Source organism: Acinetobacter sp. Tr-809, assembly GCF_011753255.1.
Lineage (GTDB): Bacteria > Pseudomonadota > Gammaproteobacteria > Pseudomonadales > Moraxellaceae > Acinetobacter.
In genome coordinates, this window is sequence record NZ_VWVZ01000001.1 from 32,027 (window position 1) to 50,033 (window position 18,007).

The window sequence follows — 18,007 nt, forward strand, 5'->3', positions numbered from 1 at the left end:
TCGATTATTCTAAATGCCCCAAGCGTTTCTTTTTATTGGGTGAAGACTTTCTGTAGCTGCCGGGACTGACGCCCGTCCATTTTTTAAAGGCACGATGGAAAGCACTGGGATCATGGAAATGCAAATCATCACTGATGTTCTGGATTGAATCATTACTTTTACTCAGTCGTTCAATGGCAATATCACAGCGGATATCATTTTTAAGCTGCTGATAACTGACGCCTTCTTGCTTTAGGCGGCGTTGAATGGTGGCAGTCGACATATTCAATTGCTGTGCAATCTCTTTCAGCTCGTCCCATTGTGATGGTGGCTGTAGCAGCAGTTGACGGCGGATTTGCAAGCTTAACGAGTTCTCATTTTTAAAGCGTACAATCAGGTTATAAGGCGTGTGTTTGAGAAAATCTTTGAGTGCTTGTTTATCTTTTTTGATTTTATGCTTGAGATAATGCGCGTCAAACTCGATTTGGTTTTGCTCGGCATTAAATTGAATGTTCTCGCAAAAACGCACCCGATAATCTTGTATTTCCACAGGCGGGTGGCATCTAAAACTCATTTTATGAAAGCCAATGCGCTGATCACTCAACCAACACATCAAACTATGCACCAACATTAAATAGGTTGAATAGGTAAACATCCGTTTTGGGTGCTCACGATCATGCAAGATCAGATAGGCCTTACTGCCTTTTTGAATCAGTTCACCCCGAATATCATCCAGCACCAAACTTAAAAATTTTAAAATTTCTTGGATGGCTTGCTCCAGCGTTTCGGCATTAAACGCTAATTTGGCTAATAGGCTATAACTGCCTCGGCGCATGGGATGAGTGTCCATACCGAGAAACTCATCATTCATACTTTCAGCAAGCTCGACCCATAACTGAGCACATTGGGTCACAGGCACTCGCGCCTTGGAGGAGGTTAAGAGCTCTGCTGAAATACCTGCACGATTGGCGATATTGACAATATTCAACCCACGACTCGCAGCAACACTTAATGCTTCACGAATTAAAGCATTTGAAATGGTATCTTTAGCCGAATTAAGATCGAGGTTGAGGTTTTTGTTCATATATCAATAAAATACAGGAGAAGAATGAAATCGAATGCTCAAAAGCCGCAGCAAATTTGCTACTTTTTGAAATTGTATCGGAAAATACTTGCCTTTAGGCTTAGTTATAAAAATTTATATCTTTAATTTGATAGGAAACGTAAATGAAAATTCAGGGAAAACATTTTGTTATTACAGGTGGCGGTTCGGGCCTAGGTGCAGCAACAGCAGAATATTTAGTTGAAAAAGGTGCTTCTGTGACACTCGTCGATATGAATATCGACGCTGGCGAACAACAAGCGCAGACCTTGGGTGCAGCAGCAGAATTTGTAAAACTGGATGTGACCGATGAAGCGGCAGCAGAACAGTTTTTTAAAGATGTATTGGCGAAACATGGCAGCGTTTATGGTTTGATCAACTGTGCCGGCATTGGCCCATCTGCAAAAGTCGTCGGTAAAGAAGGCGTACATGATTTGGCGATGTTCTCTAAAACCTTGCACATCAACGTGACAGGTACATTCAATATGCTGCGTTTTGCAGCAGATGCAATGAGCAAAAATACTGTTGCTGAAGGCGATGAAGATCGTGGCGTGATTGTAAATACTGCGTCAGTGGCAGCCTTTGATGGTCAGATTGGACAAGCAGCTTATTCGGCATCAAAAGGAGCTGTAGTCGCGATGACTTTGCCGATTGCACGAGAGTTAGCGCGACATGGTATTCGTATCATGACCATTGCCCCAGGGATTATGGAAACGCCAATGTTGAAAGGTTTACCTCAGAATGTGCAAGATGCCTTAGGACAAATGGTACCTTATCCATCACGTTTAGGTCGCCCAGAAGAGTTTGCGCGTTTAGTGGCACATATTGCTGAAAACTCCTATTTGAATGGTGAAGTGATCCGTTTGGATGGTGCAATCCGTATGGCTGCCAAGTAGATTTTATTTTAATTCGGTGATTAAACTCTGATTTTATTTAAAGCCGTTGTGGATCTCACAACGGTTTTTACTTTGGTATTTGATATTGTGTCCGAATCGATGATGAAAGCAATGATTTTTTTATCTGCTGCAATGACTGTGTCTTTAGCAGGCTGTGTGGGTAATATGAACCCGACAGGTGGAAACTCAAGACCGAATTATCCGTACTATGTGACGCAACAACCGATGCTGGTTAAAAAAATTTATGTCCCAGTAGGAACGACCTTGGTTTACGAAGAACAGCACTTCAAAAAAGGCAAGCAGCCTGAGATCATGTCTGAAAATAAATTGACCGATATTCGATTGCCTATTGGTCAAAGCATCGATTGGGGTGGTGTGCCAGTCACCATGATTTCGCAGTTTTTTAATTCAGCTATGCGCGGTTATTCTGTCCATGCAAATTTTAAAAAACTAGATGCAGATAAACAAACCAAGTTTTCTCAGTTATGGCAGAGCTGTGATGATGATCTAGGTATCAGCATCATAGATCGAAAGGATTGGTCATTTAATAAAGCCAATATTGCTGATGTGCAAAGCTGTAGTGTTCTTTATCAACGTTACTTTAAAAATGACCAAGAACAGCAGCAGTTTTTAGATCTTATGTATCGTGAATTGATGAAAATCAATGATCAATAAAAATAGGCAAAGCTGGTTTGGCCTTGCCTTATATCAAAGACTATTTGACCTTAACTTCATCACCAATCAGATAAAATGTACCGCCTGCAATATAATGCAGACTACGCAACGCTTTACTGGCTTCTTGAAAGTGCCAATGCCCATCACGAAATACCCGTGAATCAGCCCAAGCACCCACCACCGAGCCGATAAATAGATCATGCGCTTGTTGATTGTGTGGTTCTGGAATCACTTTACAGATTAGCCAAGCCAGACTACCTGCTACTAGTGGGACAGGAAAATCATCTTGGTAAAACAATTCAGTTTCACAATCTTCTAATTTATTCGGTTGATCAAACTGACTGATAGTTCCGAGCTGATGCACCATATCAATTTGCGCATAGCAGGGAATTTGTAAGGCAAAATAGCCACTTTGTTCAACCAATTGGCGAGTCTTGGTACTTTTATCCAAGACCACAGTGACCTTTGCAGGTGTTAATTCTAAAGCACAGGCCCAAGCTGCGGCCATGACATTGCGTTCTTGCCCATACTGAGCAGAAACCAAAACTGTCGGGCCATGATTGAGCAGGCGATAGGCTTTGGATAGTTCAACAGCGGTAATTTCTGGGTGACTCATATAACATCCACTAGATTGAGACATCACTCCATTGTTACATAAACTTCCCTAAAACTTTATTCAATTTCCCAACGTTTATAGGCGCGATTAAAACTTGAGAGAGAAGAATATCCCAATTTTTTAGCAAGTTCATCTTTAGTCATAAACGGATTCAGCATCAGTTTCTTGGCTTTTTCCTTTCGGACTTCATCATACAAAGTTTGGAAGCTGATCATTTTTTCTTGCAACATCCGTTGTAAGGTTCTTTTGGTCAGGTTTAGCTTTTGAGCAACTTGATCAATACTCAGTAAGCCTTCTGTTTTATCATCAATTAGATATTTAACCCGTTGTAAAATATCCTGGGTCGCAAGCAGTTCATCCAATTCTTTTTGGCACAGTAATTTAAATTTTTCTGCGGTGAGTGGATCGGCCATACTGAGTGGTGCATCTAGAAAAGTTGCAGCGGCAATTAAGCGGGTATAAGGCTGTTCATAACGTATGTCTGCAAAAGTCGATGTCAATATCTCCGTAAAACGAGAAAAATACGCTGGATATTTACATTGTAGATCAACACTTGGTTTGAAATCTGGGATAAAGAAACGGACTAAATGTACAAAACCGGTCAGAAAGAAAATACAGCTAAATTCGTAGGCTTCTGTGTCTGATTCATCATTAAAATTCAGCAAGGAACGATCATAGGCGATACTGTAATAGGCGAGCTCATTTTCAACTTTAAAATTTAGTTCGACAAATGAACATTGCAAGCTGACAAATTGATTAATAGTTTCAATGGCTTCTAAAGCATTTTTTGAAATGGCAACGGTAAAACCTAGTAAGCCGTGTGAACTAATCTTTAACTGCGTACCTGCATAAAAACCGATGCCTTGTTCTTGTGTTAACTCAATGGTTCGGGCAATTACTTTTTTAAAGGCATTCAGGCTGATTTTATCATTGAGATCAGATAGTTTTTCGATCTCAACACCAGTGCCCCAAAATAAGGTTTCAGCTGAAATATTCCATCGTGATACCACCTCACTCAGTAGGTGTGCATAAGAGCTGCTAATAAAATGCTGATTATGAAGACGGGGAATACTCATAGTGCGAAGTAAATTCCATTTTAAAGCTGATCCAATTCATTCTGAAATTAAAGCAGAGTGATGGATTTGAAAATGTGCATTCATCGGAATTTTTTCAATCCAGCGTAATTTTGGCACGAATTGTTATGATTTTGGCACAGTTTGTTTTAGTCTAAAAATCACACAATATTTCGAAGGAGTATAATTTTTGCCAGTCGTTTGTATGCTCGGAATGATTCCAGATACGAAGAAAAAGACTAAATCGTTGTAATAAAAATGAAAAATGCTAGGAGCAAAACGTGAAGAAAAAATATTTAAATGTCATGGCGCTAATGGCGGGCATGTTGGTGAGTAGTGGATCTGTGGTACATGCAGGTTTGTTCGATTTTTTTGCACCAAAGGCATCATGGCAAAACTGTAATGTGAACTCTTGTTCAGTCGGCGGTAGCACCAGTGTTACATCAAGCTATGCAAAAACCAAGTATCCAATTCTACTTGCGCACGGGATGGCAGGCTTCTCTGCTGTTGGTCCTTTGCAATATTGGAATGGCATTACCGAGGACTTGGTGGGTAATGGTGCGAATGTCTTCGTTGCACAGCAAGCTTCTTTTAATTCATCGGAGGTACGCGGCGAGCAATTGTTGCTACAGGCGAAGCAAGTATTGGCAATTACAGGTGCGGAGAAAATTAACTTAATTGGCCATAGTCATGGCTCTCAATCGGTTCGTTATGTCGCAAGTTTGTTGCCTAACAAAGTTGCGTCAGTCACAGCAGTGGGTGGTCCAACCAAAGGTTCTGATGTTGCAGATGTGGTTGACTCAGTGGTTAAGTCTCCTGTGGGTCCAGTACTCGCACCCGTGATCGCAGCAGGGGTAAATGCCTTCTTCTCATTGGTGGGTATTGGTTCAGGGCATTATTATGATCAAGATGCACTGGCGGGCTTAAATTCATTAACCACCAGTGGTTCAGCTAACTTTAACCAACGCTTCCCAGCAGGTGTACCAACCACAGCATGTGGTTCAGGAACAGAATTGGTCAATGGTGTGCGTTATTATTCATGGAGTGGAACCAGTCCATTTACCAATGCTTTAGATCCAATGGATTATGCATTAACAGCAACTTCTTTACTTATTTCTGGTGAAAATGATGGCTTGGTGCCGCGTTGTTCAAGTCATTTGGGCACCGTGATTCGTGACAATTATGCATTTAACCATTTGGATGAAGTGAATCAGATCCTCGGTTTAGTCGGATTCTTACAAAACCCAGTGACACCATATCGTACTCAAGCAAATCGTTTAAAAAATCAAGGTTTATAATTCATTTGCTAAAGGGGCAATCCGTTGCTCCTTTAGTTCTTAACGGTTCAAACAAAGAAAGAATGATAAATAGAGCAAGGGATGATGAACGGTAAATTTTTGAATAATAAAACCATCAGTATAGTTTTAATCGCATGTTTATTGCTCTTATTGGCTTTAATCTATTGGATATTTAAACCCGATGCTCAAAATAGCCAGCATGCGCCGAATCAGCAAGCTCAATCACAGGTTTCAGAAAATGGCTTAGAGGCAAGTCAGCAAAATAATCAAAAAGGCAAAATGCCTGAATTGGCATCTTCATTGCGAGGCACCGAAATTGACTGCCCGATTCAGGTTGATGCCAATGGTAAATTAGTTTTAACGGTTGGTATTCGCAGCTGTTTTGATTATTTCTTTTCTAGTTTAGGTGAAAAAACAGAAACAGAATTGATTGCCGATATTCGACAGTATCTCAGTGCGACTTTACCTGACACGGCTTCAAGTTATGCCAGTTATCTGCTAGATCAATATGTTGCCTATACGCACGCTTTAAAAAATATAAAACCGATGGGTAATTTTAAAACGGGTGATATTGATGGTTATCAAAAAGTGGTTGAGCAGATGTACAAAGTACAACAGCAGTTTTTTAATGCCGCTGAGATCAATGCTTTATTTGGCAATGAACGTAATTTGAACCAGTTTAATATTGATCAAATGCGTATCCATGCCAATAAAACCCTAACCGCTCAGCAAAAGGCAGCTGAGTTGGCGAAATTGATTGATCAACTTCCAACAACTTTGGCTGATGGTGTTCGGGTTTCGATGCAATTTGCTGAATTGCAGCAACTGACGCAAGAGGTACGGGAAAAGGGCGGTTCTGCACAAGAGCTTCGCAATATGCGTGAAAGTTTATTAGGGCCCGATGCAGCTGATCGTTTGGAAAAGGTTGATCAAGAAGAAGCAGGATGGCAAACGCAGGTGAATGGATATTTGGCTGAACGTGACCAAATTTTAAAAAGTGATGCGAGTGATGCCAGTAAACAACAGTCGATTAATCAATTACGTAATCAATCCTTTGGGACTAAAGAAGATTTATTAAGAGCGCAGTCTTATGAAATGATGCATGATCGGAAGTAAAGTCAAAGTAATAGATGGAAATATAATCGGTAATATTTTTATTAGGCAAAGTTGAATATGTATGTGGCTGATTATATCGGTTTAGCATTGATCCAAGACATGGGGGCGAATAGTTCTCCGCAGTCTGAAGTCATGGTTAGGGGAAAAAAGACAGGGGTTATGGTTGAGGGTAAAGTCTTAGAAGGTGTAGTTTGTGTATATTCTCACTGCTATCTTCTTTTCCTTAGCCATGATTGTATCTTTGAGGAAACTTTAACTTTGGCGTTAGTCGATCTAGATAAAAATATATTGTTGGAGTCATTATGGATAGGGTTAGCTTATCAGACAGATATCTTTACTGGCCCGAGGATATGTGATGATAAAATCTTATTTGAATTTTTAGCTGAAAAAACATGGGTTCTTCAAGTATTACAAACTGCCAGATTTCGATTTCCTATTTCTTTAAATGCTTTGATACATCGTGGTTTTCGATTTAAATCTTATCTCCAGTTAGAACATTAATTTATGTGATGTATGCCGTCATGAACCGAAGATTTCATAATATTCTAGCTGGTTTTGTTTTCTAAATGACGTATGCCGTCATGAACCTGATGCTGGTGATTATGCGTTTACTGTTTATTTTCTAAATGACGTATGCCGTCATGAACTCTTGTTTTGTGCGCCAATTAACGCGCGCTTTTTTCTAAATGACGTATGCCGTCATGAACAATCAACAAGTATGATGTGGTGAAGCTGACTTTTTCTAAATGACGTATGCCGTCATGAACGTAATTAACTACCTTAATCTGAATCATGCTAATTTCTAAATGACGTATGCCGTCATGAACTCGTTTCTATCACGCCTGCAATGGCTGCTGATTTTCTAAATGACGTATGCCGTCATGAACGGAGATTCAATGCTTCCTACAATCCAAGATAATTTCTAAATGACGTATGCCGTCATGAACCATCCTGTTTATGTCTATCAGCCATTGATTGATTTCTAAATGACGTATGCCGTCATGAACTAGCTTTAAGAAAGGCAGGATAAGAAATGTCTTTTCTAAATGACGTATGCCGTCATGAACTTGTATTGTCACTAATGTTAAGTGAGCCTGTTTTTCTAAATGACGTATGCCGTCATGAACATAGATTGCAGCAAACGGGGGGTGGAATTCTATTTCTAAATGACGTATGCCGTCATGAACGGAAAAGTATTTCTTTGGTACTTGCAAGTTTATTTCTAAATGACGTATGCCGTCATGAACTCTGACAATCCATTCAAATAAGACTTTTGCTGTTTCTAAATGACGTATGCCGTCATGAACTTGTATCCCATTTGGAACTGAGCTTCATTGCTTTTCTAAATGACGTATGCCGTCATGAACTCCAAAGCCAAGCACTTGATGACAATGAAACATTTCTAAATGACGTATGCCGTCATGAACTTTTCGTTGCTACTACTAGATAACCAAGATCATTTCTAAATGACGTATGCCGTCATGAACTGGATGAAATTGTGAATACCTCAAATGCGTATTTTCTAAATGACGTATGCCGTCATGAACTGGTTTTGTCACGGCAGAAAAGCGTGCTATTTTTTCTAAATGACGTATGCCGTCATGAACTATGGCACGGATTGGATAGAAGAAGGGGCAATTTTCTAAATGACGTATGCCGTCATGAACGGATGCTTATGCGAATGAACCAGGGACTGTCTTTTCTAAATGACGTATGCCGTCATGAACCGTTGTCCGCGTTACGAACTCGACCCCATTGTTTTCTAAATGACGTATGCCGTCATGAACCGCTAGTTTTTCCGCTTGTTTACGTGTATTCATTTTCTAAATGACGTATGCCGTCATGAACGTACGCAACGCCTAGACTTTGACCGCATTCTATTTCTAAATGACGTATGCCGTCATGAACATGGACCGAGCTGAAGTCTGGAAAAAACATGATTTCTAAATGACGTATGCCGTCATGAACTATAAAATAATGAAAATAATATAAGCTAAAACATAAAGTTAAAATCAAAAAGGCATAAATACCCAAAGTTTTTAACTGATATAGTAACTTATTGATTTTATTAAGCTGTTAAGGAGTAAGAAAAATATTGGGGTAAAAATAGCTTTTTGTCAAAAGAAAATAGTGTTCGTTCCAATTTATTACTTTCCTCAAATCCTACATCGACTTAAAATCAGCATTACCCTTGATGATAAAGAAGCAAGTCACGTGTCAGACCATTTAGAAAACGAATTTGAGCTAAGCAATGAGGAAATGCATCTCTATAGTCGTCAGATTTTATTAGATGGTTGGGATATCGAAGCACAAGAAAAACTCAAACTTGCCAATGTACTGATTATCGGTGCAGGGGGAATTGGCTGTACCAGTGCTGAGCTGCTAGCACGCGCAGGTGTGGGCAAAATTACTATTGTTGATGCTGATACTATTGAGATAAGTAATCTCCAAAGACAAATCGCATTTACAGCAAATGATTTAGGTCGATATAAAGCCGAAATTTTGGCAAAACATCTACAAGACATTAATCCGCATATACAGGTCAGCTATCAAAATATACGATTCGATGAAACGAATGCTGATGAACTCGTACAGCATCAAGATGTAGTCTTAGATGGCTGTGATAATTTTACCACCCGTTATCTGGTCAATGCGGTGTGTAAAAAGCATCAAGTACCACTCATCAGTGCTTCAGCCATCGGTTTTGAAGGGCAGATGTTTATGGTGGAATCGGATTCAGCTTGTTATGAATGCCTCTTTCCAAAAGAAGAGCATGCCAATGAAGGCCTACGCTGTGCAGAGTCAGGTGTATTGGCAACTACACCTGTAATGATAGCGTCATTACAAGCACATCACACTTTGCTGTTTTTAGGCTTAGGTTTAACACCACTCAAGCAAAAACTGTTGCTTTGGAATGGTTTGAATTTATCGCAACGCATTCTTAAATTTGAAAAAGATGTAAATTGTCCAGTTTGTCAGGCAACTTGATCGGTAAATTGAGCAAAATTTGCTAAACTAATGCCATCTGTGAGGCAAGAAAGATTATGAAAAGAAATATTTTATTCGATGGATTACGATCTGTTGCACGTATTGGTGAAACAGTTGTGGTTGCAGCACAAGCAGGTGTGAAATATGCAACTGAAAAACCAAGCAACGCCAAACTTATGCGTGAGACCTTTGAGTCGCTTGGCTCGACTTATATCAAACTGGGGCAATTTATTGCCAGTACGCCGTCTTTATTCCCACGCGAATATGTTCAGGAATTCCAAGGCTGTTTAGATCAAACGCCTACTTTACCGTTTAGCTATATTCAAAAAGTATTGGCAGAGGAGTTCGAAGGTCGCAATCTCAATGAAATTTTCAGTTTCATTGATGAAAAACCTTTGGCATCAGCCTCAATTGCGCAAGTCCATGCCGCTCGATTAGTCACGGGCGAAGATGTGGTATTAAAGGTTCAAAAACCTGGTGTTGAAACCATTTTATACACTGATTTAAATGTGGTGCATTGGGCGACAAAACTTTTAGAAAAAGCTGTGCCAAAAATCAAGTTTGCATCGCTTTCTGAAATTGTGGATGAGATCAAAACACGTATGGTACGTGAAGTTGATTTTATTGAAGAAGCTCAGAATTTGGATGATTTTATCCAGTACTTAAATGTGTCTGGTAACCAAGCTGCAACTGCGCCAAAAGTTTATCACCAGTTTTCGACTCGCCGTGTGCTGACTATGCAGCGTTTATATGGTGTGTCATTGACTGACTTTGATGTGGTGAAACAATACGCCAAAGACCCGACGCAAGTCTTGATTACTGCGATGAATACTTGGTTTGGTAGCTTAATGCTATGTAAGAGTTTCCATGCGGATTTACATGCAGGTAATCTGATGTTACTTGAAGATGGGCGTATTGGTTTTATTGATTTCGGTATTGTTGGGCAGTTAAACCCTGAAGTATGGACAGCATGTATGGCGTTTATGGATGCTTTACAGCATACCAATTACAACGCAATGGCTGAAAACATGCTGAAAATGGGCATGACCCATCAGAAAATTGATACCCAAGTATTGGCTGATGATTTAGAGCGGTTATTTAGTGGTGTGTTATTGGCAGATCCACAAGAAATTCTCAATTCCAATCCAGCAGATTTGAATGACATCATGATGGACATGGTAGCTGTAGGCGAGCGTCACGGCATCAAATTCCCGCGTGACTTCGCTTTGCTATTCAAGCAAATGCTATATTTTGATCGTTTCATGCGTGTTCTCGCACCATATACCGATATTTATGCTGACCAACGTTTAAAAATGGTTCACAATATTGAACCTGCTTCGTTTTTAAAGCATTAATTTATTTATCGGTTCATTAGGTCATTATGGATGCCATTATAATTGAAGGGTTGAAGGTTGATACTGTGGTTGGCTGTTTCAATTGGGAACGCCAGATTATTCAACCTTTAATGCTAGATCTCACCATTCATAATGATCTATCACAAGCTGCACACTCGGATGAGCTAGAAGATACGCTAAACTATGCGCAAATCTGCGAGCTTGCAGCTCAAGTCATACAAGAGGCGAAACCGAAACTGATTGAGCACGCTGCTCAATTGGTACTTGAATGTCTATTTACGACTTTCCCCTCGATCGAATCGATCAGTATCACCATTCGCAAACCCGCCATCATTGCACAAGCCAATGCAGTAGGAATTCGCCTTGAACGCAACAGAAACAATTTTTGCGCTCGCACTGGCGAGTAATGTCCAGCAACAACAAAATTTCACTTTTGCTTATGAACAGCTCTCAAGTTTGGGCGCAGTGGAATTTTCTCCGATTTATGAAATTCCATGTCGGGATGGGATCGGGGCTGATTATTGGAATTCTGCCTGCCTATTAAAGAGTCGCCTTTGTGTCGATGAAGTGACGGAAATCCTTAAACAATTAGAAATGCAATCTGGTCGAGTTCGTCCATCACACCATATCAGTTTGGATATTGATGTCATCGCATGGGGTGAAACTTTAGATCATATGCAATTTAATCCAAAAAAGTTACCATTGGCTTTGGATGTAAAAATTCCTCTATATGATTTATGGCAGCACGCAGATTTAGCCTATCTTCAAAGCATGCATTATCCTGTCATTACAATGTAATACTTAAATGAAGTAACACTATAATAATAGGAAGTTTTTTATGAAACTTATTTTAATTTTATCGACTTTAACGGTTTTACTTTCGGGTTGTGCGGCGATGAGTGTCGAGCAATGCAAAACAGCAAATTGGTTTAATGTGGGTGAAAGAGATGGCTCCGATGGGCATGAATCCCGTTTAGATAAATACTATTCTTCCTGTCAAAAAGCCAATATTGTGCCCAATCAAAAGTTATATGAGCAAGGGTATCAAAAAGGTCTAGGCTATTATTGCCGACCAGAAATTATATTTAGTGAAGCGCTCGAAGGTCGTGGCGATATTCGCGTTTGTCCAATCGAAAAACGTGAATCCTTGCGCAGCTACTATCAAGTTGCCAATGAATATTATCAAGCAGATTCAGAGTTTGATCGTTCTCAAAATGATATGAACCGTTATTTGAAAGAGCTGGAACGTAAAGATCTTTCAAGCAAAGTTCGGGATGATTATCAAAAACGTTTATATGATTTGCGCATCAATAGTAGTTGGGTACAGTCACGTTACCATCAAGCTGTTCGAAATCTAGAACGCTTTAAGGCCGAACATGGTTTGTATTAAGCAGTGATGCTTGAGTGATGATTTAAAAATCCATGGCTATGTCCATGGATTTTTTGTTTGCGACGAAACACACTTGAGTTACATACGCCTGTATATAAGGATGTTTAAATAGATAACAAGCGAATAATGAAGGAATTATTTATGCAAGCCAAGTTACTTATTGCTGTAGGGGTTATCCTCTGTGGCAGCATGAACTCAGCCTATGCAATTGATGCCAAATATAGACAACAATTAGAACAATCAGGTTGCACCCAAGTCAGTGAAGCACAGGGCTGTGATATAACGAAAAGCAAAGAGGAAAATAGCAAAGCGGGATTTATCGAGCAAACGGTAGAAGTACCTAGTTCGAGTATATCGACACAACAACCACAGTGGATTGCAGAAAGATCGGACGGCACAACATTGGCTTTGATTAAAATTGATCAGCAGCAGCGGGTTTGGGTGAATGACACGCGTGTTATTGCAGTAAAGAAGAATGATCAGTTAAGTTTTAGACAGGGTAAAATCGACTACACGATTTTTACTGATTTGGATAAGCAGTCGCAAAGCTTTTGGAGTGACCGTTATTCAACTGATAAAGGCAAAATTATCTTTCGTTAATTTTTGATTGTATCAGTTAAAAGAAATGGGAATTACCTTGCAATAATTCCCTTGGATAACTTAAAGATAATAACTGGTTTTAGTCATGAGTTTTGAAATGGCAGTCATGGTAATCCGCACAGGTGCAGGTAAGTCCACACCACCTGCTTCTAAGGCGGTATCACGATGATGCAATTCATCTTCATTCATCTGGACTAAAATTTTACGTGAACGTTCATCATGTGCAGGAAGTTGTTGAATATGTTCCTGTAGGTGCTGGCTGACTTGACGTTCAGTTTCTGCGACAAAACCTAAGCTGTATTTGTCGCCTGCAATCCCTGCAATCGCACCCATACCATAAGACAGACCATACCAAATTGGATTTAATACACTGGTGTGGCTATCTAGTTCTTTTAAACGATCTTCGCACCACGCCAAATGGTCTTGCTCTTCAATCGCCGCTTGCTGCATTTCTTCACGGACATGCGGTAATTTTGCAGTGAGTGCCTGACCATGATAAAGCGCTTGAGCACAGACTTCACCACTATGATTAACTCGCATCAAACCTGCAACATGACGGGCATCACTGACGCAAAGTTGTGAAGGTTCATCATTGGCAGGATTCGTCCGTTGTGCACTGGTTGCACCTGGTACCAAACTACGTAAGGCTTGATCAAACGAATGAATCATTTTATCGAGACCTGTGTAATGACGCATAGATTAATCCTCTAAAGTATTGGGAGCATTTTCCAATAAAGGTTTTAGGCGTTTTAATAACCAAAATGAAAAAATTGCACTTAAAACTGCGGTAATGGTAAATAAGATTTTAATATCAATTTTTAAAATGCTTAAGATTAAAATTGAAAAAACTGCGGAAGAGACCATAAATACAGCATTTAAAATGTTATTTGCAGCGACAACACGCGCTCGGTGTGAGCGTGGTGAATAGGCCTGCATCATGGCATAGAGTGGCACAATATAGAATCCACCGCTAATGCCCAGCAAAGTCACTGCCAACATCACATGATAATAGACGGCACCGAGTGTAAACATATCTTTTAAGCTGAGTAACTCACCTGTACGTTCAGGCACAAAGGCCAGACTTGCTGCCAGATATAGCGCAAAAACGGTTAAACCAATTGCGCCATAAGGCACCATCTTGATATTAATATCTGACCCACCAATTTTTCGGCAAAGTAAAGAGCCAACACCAATCCCGACCGAGAAAAAGGTAAGCAACAGGCTTACCACATTTTCTGACGCATGTAGGTTTTGTTGTGTCAGTTGCGGAATTTGGGTTAAGTAGGTTGCGCCATAAAACCAATACCAAGAGTTACCTAACAGAATTACAAATACAACGGGGATACTTTTCGCATATTTGATGGTTTGAAAACTGGTACGAATGAAGTTCCAATCAATTTTTAAATCGGGTGCTGCAACTTTCTGTGGCAGAATAAAACGGCTACATAAATAGCCTAAGCATGCGATCACCACAACGGTGACACTGATCCATAACAGATTGCCTTCAGAAGAAGCAATCACAGCGCCACCTAGAATCATCCCCAGCAAAATCGCAATGGAGGTGCCAGATTGGAACAGCGCATTGCCTGACATTAACTCTTGTGGTTTTAAAATCTCAGGCAGAATGGCGTATTTGATCGGGCCAAAGCAGGTTGAATGGGTTCCCATTAAAAATAAGGCGAACAAGAGTAACCATAAATTTCCAAGTAGGAAGCCAGCGGTACCAATCAACATGATCACGATTTCTAATATTTTAATAAAGCGAATCAACTGTGATCGTTCGTACTTGTCGGCAATTTGACCAGCAGTCGCTGAGAAAAAGAAGTAGGGCAATATGAATAATAAAGCGGCTAAATTATTTAAGGTACTGACAGGGGCACTTTGTTGTTGAATCCACCCATAGGTAATAACTAAAAGCAGCGCTTGCTTATAAACATTATCATTAAGTGCGCCAAAGAACTGAGTGAAAAACATCGGGGCGAACCGACGTGATGTCATTAAGTGCTCGTCTTGTTTCATCGTGTGTTCACTTCATTGTGATTTATAAAAAAATGTGACGAACTGTAAAAAGGTGATGAAATGCATGTATGATACCAAGGTCTGATTGGATGAAAAATCAAAGATTTGAAGTTATTTCACCCATCAAAAACGATAAATTAAAAAACAAATTTAGAGTTTTACATGCCATCTAAAACGAAGTTTAAACAGTCGACACTGGTTCATTCTATGCATTTAATTTTTAAAATGCAGGGTTTTCCTAAACTTATTTGTAGTGGTTTTTTAATTAGTTCTTGCATATCAGGTGTTTATGCTCAAGAGCAAAATTTAACTATGCCTGAAAATCAAGCAGTTGAACAGAGCGAACAACCGATCGAATTGGCGGTTGTAGCGGCCGCGCCAACAGTTCCAGCAATCAATCTTGCAGATCAAGGGGTATTGCCAGGGCAAGACAGTTTGGCTGCGTTAAAAGAACAACAACAATCCACTAATCAAATTAACGAATTGAAACCGATTCAGTTGGATGACAATTTAGAAAATTTGCCTGTGATTCCTGTGGATCAAGGTATGGCAAATGAAATTTTCCGTGTTGCAGAAGATGCAAAGAACGAAGCGCAAGCGTATCGTGAGAATACTGCAAAGAATCCAGCACCAATTATTGCTGACGCATCACAGACTGAACTGACTGAAATCAAGCAAGCACCGCTGAATATTGACCAGTTAATGGGTGAGATTCAAGCGGATAGTAAGATTGTGGTTGAGGCCAATGAAACTGGTAAAACATTAGCTGATTTGCAGCCTAAGTCTGATCAACCGCAGGAAAAGGTTGGATTCTTTAAACGAATAGTGAATCGTTTCCGTCCAGATAATTTACTCAGTACGGATAAAATTCCGCGTATTTCTGCAGATGTGACTGGCGCACCTGCGATTTTGGCACTGAATATCAAAGCCAAACTATCTAGCTTCACTCAAGAATCCTTTGAAGATTTTAATGTTGCCTTACCGCAATTGCGTGCTTTAACCAATCAGGCGGCACAGGCAGTAGGTTATTACAATGCCACTTATACTTTTGTGAAAGAAAGTGAAAGCAAAGTGAAAGTCATTGTAGTACCAAATGAACCCGTTAAGATTAAAGAACAAAATATTGAATTCACTGGGGCAGGTGCCAATACCCCGCAATTCCAAGTGATTCGATTAATTCCAGAGCAAGATGTCGACGATATTTTTAATCATGGCGCTTATGAAGCAACCAAAACCAAAATTACCACGGTGGCTTCGGATAACGGTTATTTCGATGCATTTTGGCGATTACATGATGTCAAAATCACACAACCAGAAAAAACTGCTGAAATTAATTTAAATTATGAAACAGGCGAGCGATATAAATTAAAGAAAGTTGAGTATCGGATGAGTGATCCGAGCAAGCCATTGCCACTCACACAGAAGGTCCTAGATAGCTTGGCACCTTGGAAAGAGGGCGATGATTATGCCTTCTGGCGTGTCAATGCTTTGGCAAATAACTTAACCAATACCCGTTATTTTAACTATACCTTGGTTGATACGATCAAACCGGATGCCATTCAACCACCGTTGGATTTACCACCTGACTTACAAGCTTTGGTTGATCAGCAACGTGTGCAAGAATCACAATTGATGAATAGTCAACAAAAAGCAGATCTTGCCCGTGCAAAAATCACTTCGGCACAAGAAGTAACACAGGATGTTGTAGATGAATCACAGTTCTCTGGTGCTGAACCTGCACAACCTTATGCATTGGCTCGTTCAATGCCGATGCCGCCTGCACATGATGATGACGATGAAGAACGTCAGAAGCTCGAAGAACAAGCACGAGCAGAACGTAAAATTCCTGTTGTGGTGACGCTGAATGCCGATCGTTTAAATAGCCTTGAAACTGGTATTGGTTACGGTACAGATACTGGTGCGCGTATTCGTACTCAGTATCGTCGGGCCATCGTCAATAAATATGGTCATTCTTTCGATGCCAACGTCGAGGTTTCAGAAATCCGTCAATCGATTGATGGTCGTTACAGTATTCCGTATAAACATCCATTAAATGATTACTTTAACCTTGTTGGTGGTTATGAGCGCGAAACTCGTGATGACATTGGTCCAGATGTAAACCTATTGGTCGAATCTGCTGTACTGGGCGGTGAGCGTGTGATTAAAAATCCACTGGGGGACTGGCAACATACCTTTGGTTTACGTTATCGCTTAGATCGCTTGACCAAAAAAGGTGATGTAGATGTCGATAAATTGCCTGATGCATTCAAAGTTTCAGGAATTGATTCTGAGCAAGAATCTTTGCTGTTAGGTTATGAAGCATCAAAAACCAATACCAACACCCGTTTAAACCCAACGCGCGGATTCAAACAGACTTATAAAGTGGAATTGGGGACAGAGTCTTTACTCTCAGATGCCAATATGGCAATTGTAAGTGCGGGCTGGCGTTTCATTTATTCATTGGGTGAAAATGACAATCATCAATTCGTTGGGCGTGGTGATGCCAGCTATATCTTTACAGATGATTTTAATAAAGTGCCTTATAACTTACGTTTCTTTACGGGTGGTGATCAATCTTTACGTGGTTTCGACTATAAGAGTTTATCACCAGAAGAAAATGGCTATAAATTGGGTGGGCAAGCCTTAGGAGTTGGTTCCTTAGAATATAACTATCAATTTAAAGATGGCTGGCGTGCTGCTGTGTTCTCAGACTTTGGTAATGCTTATGACAAACAATTTAGCAACCCAACAGAATACAGTGTCGGTGTTGGTATCCGCTGGAGATCTCCAATTGGACCAATTCGATTAGATATCGCATCAGGTATTTCGAATGATAATAATCCAATTCGATTACATTTCTTTATTGGTCCACAGCTTTAAAAACTTTTTTAGCTCTGTAC

General features: G+C 40.0%; 17 protein-coding genes and 1 CRISPR repeat array. Of the genes, 12 read left to right on the plus strand and 5 right to left on the minus strand.

Annotation, left to right across the window (positions count from 1 at the left end; all coding sequences use genetic code 11):
* Nucleotides 1-4 precede the first annotated feature (4 nt).
* Complete coding sequence (locus F3J02_RS00170) at nt 5-1,063, minus strand: AraC family transcriptional regulator (RefSeq protein WP_167246600.1); 1,059 nt, start codon at nt 1,061-1,063, stop codon at nt 5-7.
* 143 nt (nt 1,064-1,206) lie between these two features.
* On the opposite strand from F3J02_RS00170, the gene F3J02_RS00175 reads away from it, so the two are divergent.
* Nucleotides 1,207-1,977, plus strand: coding sequence for a 3-hydroxyacyl-CoA dehydrogenase (locus tag F3J02_RS00175; protein WP_167246602.1), 771 nt, complete (start codon nt 1,207-1,209; stop codon nt 1,975-1,977).
* Between the two features lie 102 nt (nt 1,978-2,079).
* Nucleotides 2,080-2,652 carry a hypothetical protein gene (locus F3J02_RS00180; protein ID WP_167246604.1) on the plus strand — a complete coding sequence of 191 codons (573 nt, stop codon included), beginning with the start codon at nt 2,080-2,082 and terminating at the stop codon, nt 2,650-2,652.
* A 40-nt stretch (nt 2,653-2,692) separates the two neighbouring features.
* On the opposite strand, the gene F3J02_RS00185 is transcribed toward F3J02_RS00180, so the two are convergent.
* Both F3J02_RS00185 and F3J02_RS00190 read right to left on the minus strand, forming a co-directional pair.
* On the minus strand, nt 2,693-3,268 hold the full coding sequence (locus F3J02_RS00185) for a flavin reductase family protein (protein ID WP_167246606.1): 576 nt from the start codon (nt 3,266-3,268) through the stop codon (nt 2,693-2,695).
* Between the two features lie 56 nt (nt 3,269-3,324).
* A complete protein-coding gene (locus tag F3J02_RS00190; protein ID WP_167246608.1) occupies nt 3,325-4,344 on the minus strand; it encodes a helix-turn-helix domain-containing protein in 1,020 nt (339 codons plus the stop codon).
* A gap of 278 nt (nt 4,345-4,622) precedes the next feature.
* Here F3J02_RS00190 and F3J02_RS00195 point away from each other — a divergent pair, with 278 nt between their 5' ends.
* From F3J02_RS00195 to F3J02_RS00235, 9 genes are all read left to right on the plus strand, one after another.
* The gene (locus F3J02_RS00195; protein ID WP_167246610.1) at nt 4,623-5,639 is read left to right on the plus strand and encodes a lipase family alpha/beta hydrolase; all 1,017 of its coding nucleotides are present in this window, start codon (nt 4,623-4,625) and stop codon (nt 5,637-5,639) included.
* 84 nt (nt 5,640-5,723) lie between these two features.
* Nucleotides 5,724-6,755 carry a lipase secretion chaperone gene (locus F3J02_RS00200; protein WP_167247826.1) on the plus strand — a complete coding sequence of 344 codons (1,032 nt, stop codon included), beginning with the start codon at nt 5,724-5,726 and terminating at the stop codon, nt 6,753-6,755.
* A 57-nt stretch (nt 6,756-6,812) separates the two neighbouring features.
* Entirely contained in the window at nt 6,813-7,256 is a 444-nt protein-coding gene (locus F3J02_RS18740) for a hypothetical protein (protein ID WP_166936858.1), read from the plus strand.
* Between the two features lie 57 nt (nt 7,257-7,313).
* Nucleotides 7,314-8,723: direct repeats of the CRISPR family, unit length 29 nt; unit sequence TTTTCTAAATGACGTATGCCGTCATGAAC.
* Between the two features lie 291 nt (nt 8,724-9,014).
* Nucleotides 9,015-9,743, plus strand: coding sequence for a HesA/MoeB/ThiF family protein (locus tag F3J02_RS00210; RefSeq protein WP_171526002.1), 729 nt, complete (start codon nt 9,015-9,017; stop codon nt 9,741-9,743).
* Between the two features lie 56 nt (nt 9,744-9,799).
* Complete coding sequence (locus F3J02_RS00215; protein WP_167246612.1) at nt 9,800-11,098, plus strand: ABC1 kinase family protein; 1,299 nt, start codon at nt 9,800-9,802, stop codon at nt 11,096-11,098.
* 26 nt (nt 11,099-11,124) lie between these two features.
* The gene (gene folB / locus F3J02_RS00220; RefSeq protein ID WP_167246614.1) at nt 11,125-11,505 is read left to right on the plus strand and encodes a dihydroneopterin aldolase; all 381 of its coding nucleotides are present in this window, start codon (nt 11,125-11,127) and stop codon (nt 11,503-11,505) included.
* Nucleotides 11,462-11,896, plus strand: coding sequence for a 2-amino-4-hydroxy-6-hydroxymethyldihydropteridine diphosphokinase (locus F3J02_RS00225; protein ID WP_167246616.1), 435 nt, complete (start codon nt 11,462-11,464; stop codon nt 11,894-11,896). Before folB ends, F3J02_RS00225 begins: the two co-directional genes overlap by 44 nt.
* A 40-nt stretch (nt 11,897-11,936) precedes the next feature.
* On the plus strand, nt 11,937-12,488 hold the full coding sequence (locus tag F3J02_RS00230; protein WP_004806464.1) for a DUF2799 domain-containing protein: 552 nt from the start codon (nt 11,937-11,939) through the stop codon (nt 12,486-12,488).
* Nucleotides 12,489-12,629: 141 nt separating this feature from the next.
* Complete coding sequence (locus F3J02_RS00235) at nt 12,630-13,088, plus strand: hypothetical protein (protein ID WP_167246618.1); 459 nt, start codon at nt 12,630-12,632, stop codon at nt 13,086-13,088.
* A gap of 60 nt (nt 13,089-13,148) precedes the next feature.
* On the opposite strand, the gene coq7 is transcribed toward F3J02_RS00235, so the two are convergent.
* A complete protein-coding gene (coq7, locus tag F3J02_RS00240) occupies nt 13,149-13,784 on the minus strand; it encodes a 2-polyprenyl-3-methyl-6-methoxy-1,4-benzoquinone monooxygenase (RefSeq protein ID WP_167246620.1) in 636 nt (211 codons plus the stop codon).
* Between the two features lie 3 nt (nt 13,785-13,787).
* Nucleotides 13,788-15,107 carry an MFS transporter gene (locus tag F3J02_RS00245; RefSeq protein ID WP_167246622.1) on the minus strand — a complete coding sequence of 440 codons (1,320 nt, stop codon included), beginning with the start codon at nt 15,105-15,107 and terminating at the stop codon, nt 13,788-13,790.
* Nucleotides 15,108-15,269: 162 nt separating this feature from the next.
* Between F3J02_RS00245 and F3J02_RS00250 the strand changes: the two genes are divergently transcribed.
* Nucleotides 15,270-17,987 carry an autotransporter assembly complex protein TamA gene (locus F3J02_RS00250; RefSeq protein ID WP_167246624.1) on the plus strand — a complete coding sequence of 906 codons (2,718 nt, stop codon included), beginning with the start codon at nt 15,270-15,272 and terminating at the stop codon, nt 17,985-17,987.
* Nucleotides 17,988-18,007: the final 20 nt, after the last annotated feature.

Excerpts from the sequence above, each read along its gene's own strand:
- F3J02_RS00215 (WP_167246612.1), top strand. The coding sequence starts at position 9,800 with ATGAAAAGAAATATTTTATTCGATGGATTACGATCTGTTGCACGTATT.
- F3J02_RS18740 (WP_166936858.1), top strand. The coding sequence starts at position 6,813 with ATGTATGTGGCTGATTATATCGGTTTAGCATTGATCCAAGACATGGGG.
- F3J02_RS00250 (WP_167246624.1), top strand. The coding sequence starts at position 15,270 with ATGCCATCTAAAACGAAGTTTAAACAGTCGACACTGGTTCATTCTATG.
- coq7 (WP_167246620.1), bottom strand. The coding sequence starts at position 13,784 with ATGCGTCATTACACAGGTCTCGATAAAATGATTCATTCGTTTGATCAA.
- F3J02_RS00235 (WP_167246618.1), top strand. The coding sequence starts at position 12,630 with ATGCAAGCCAAGTTACTTATTGCTGTAGGGGTTATCCTCTGTGGCAGC.
- F3J02_RS00170 (WP_167246600.1), bottom strand. The coding sequence starts at position 1,063 with ATGAACAAAAACCTCAACCTCGATCTTAATTCGGCTAAAGATACCATT.
- folB (WP_167246614.1), top strand. The coding sequence starts at position 11,125 with ATGGATGCCATTATAATTGAAGGGTTGAAGGTTGATACTGTGGTTGGC.
- F3J02_RS00200 (WP_167247826.1), top strand. The coding sequence starts at position 5,724 with ATGAACGGTAAATTTTTGAATAATAAAACCATCAGTATAGTTTTAATC.
- F3J02_RS00190 (WP_167246608.1), bottom strand. The coding sequence starts at position 4,344 with ATGAGTATTCCCCGTCTTCATAATCAGCATTTTATTAGCAGCTCTTAT.
- F3J02_RS00245 (WP_167246622.1), bottom strand. The coding sequence starts at position 15,107 with ATGAAACAAGACGAGCACTTAATGACATCACGTCGGTTCGCCCCGATG.
- F3J02_RS00230 (WP_004806464.1), top strand. The coding sequence starts at position 11,937 with ATGAAACTTATTTTAATTTTATCGACTTTAACGGTTTTACTTTCGGGT.
- F3J02_RS00180 (WP_167246604.1), top strand. The coding sequence starts at position 2,080 with ATGAAAGCAATGATTTTTTTATCTGCTGCAATGACTGTGTCTTTAGCA.
- F3J02_RS00175 (WP_167246602.1), top strand. The coding sequence starts at position 1,207 with ATGAAAATTCAGGGAAAACATTTTGTTATTACAGGTGGCGGTTCGGGC.
- F3J02_RS00210 (WP_171526002.1), top strand. The coding sequence starts at position 9,015 with ATGCATCTCTATAGTCGTCAGATTTTATTAGATGGTTGGGATATCGAA.
- F3J02_RS00185 (WP_167246606.1), bottom strand. The coding sequence starts at position 3,268 with ATGAGTCACCCAGAAATTACCGCTGTTGAACTATCCAAAGCCTATCGC.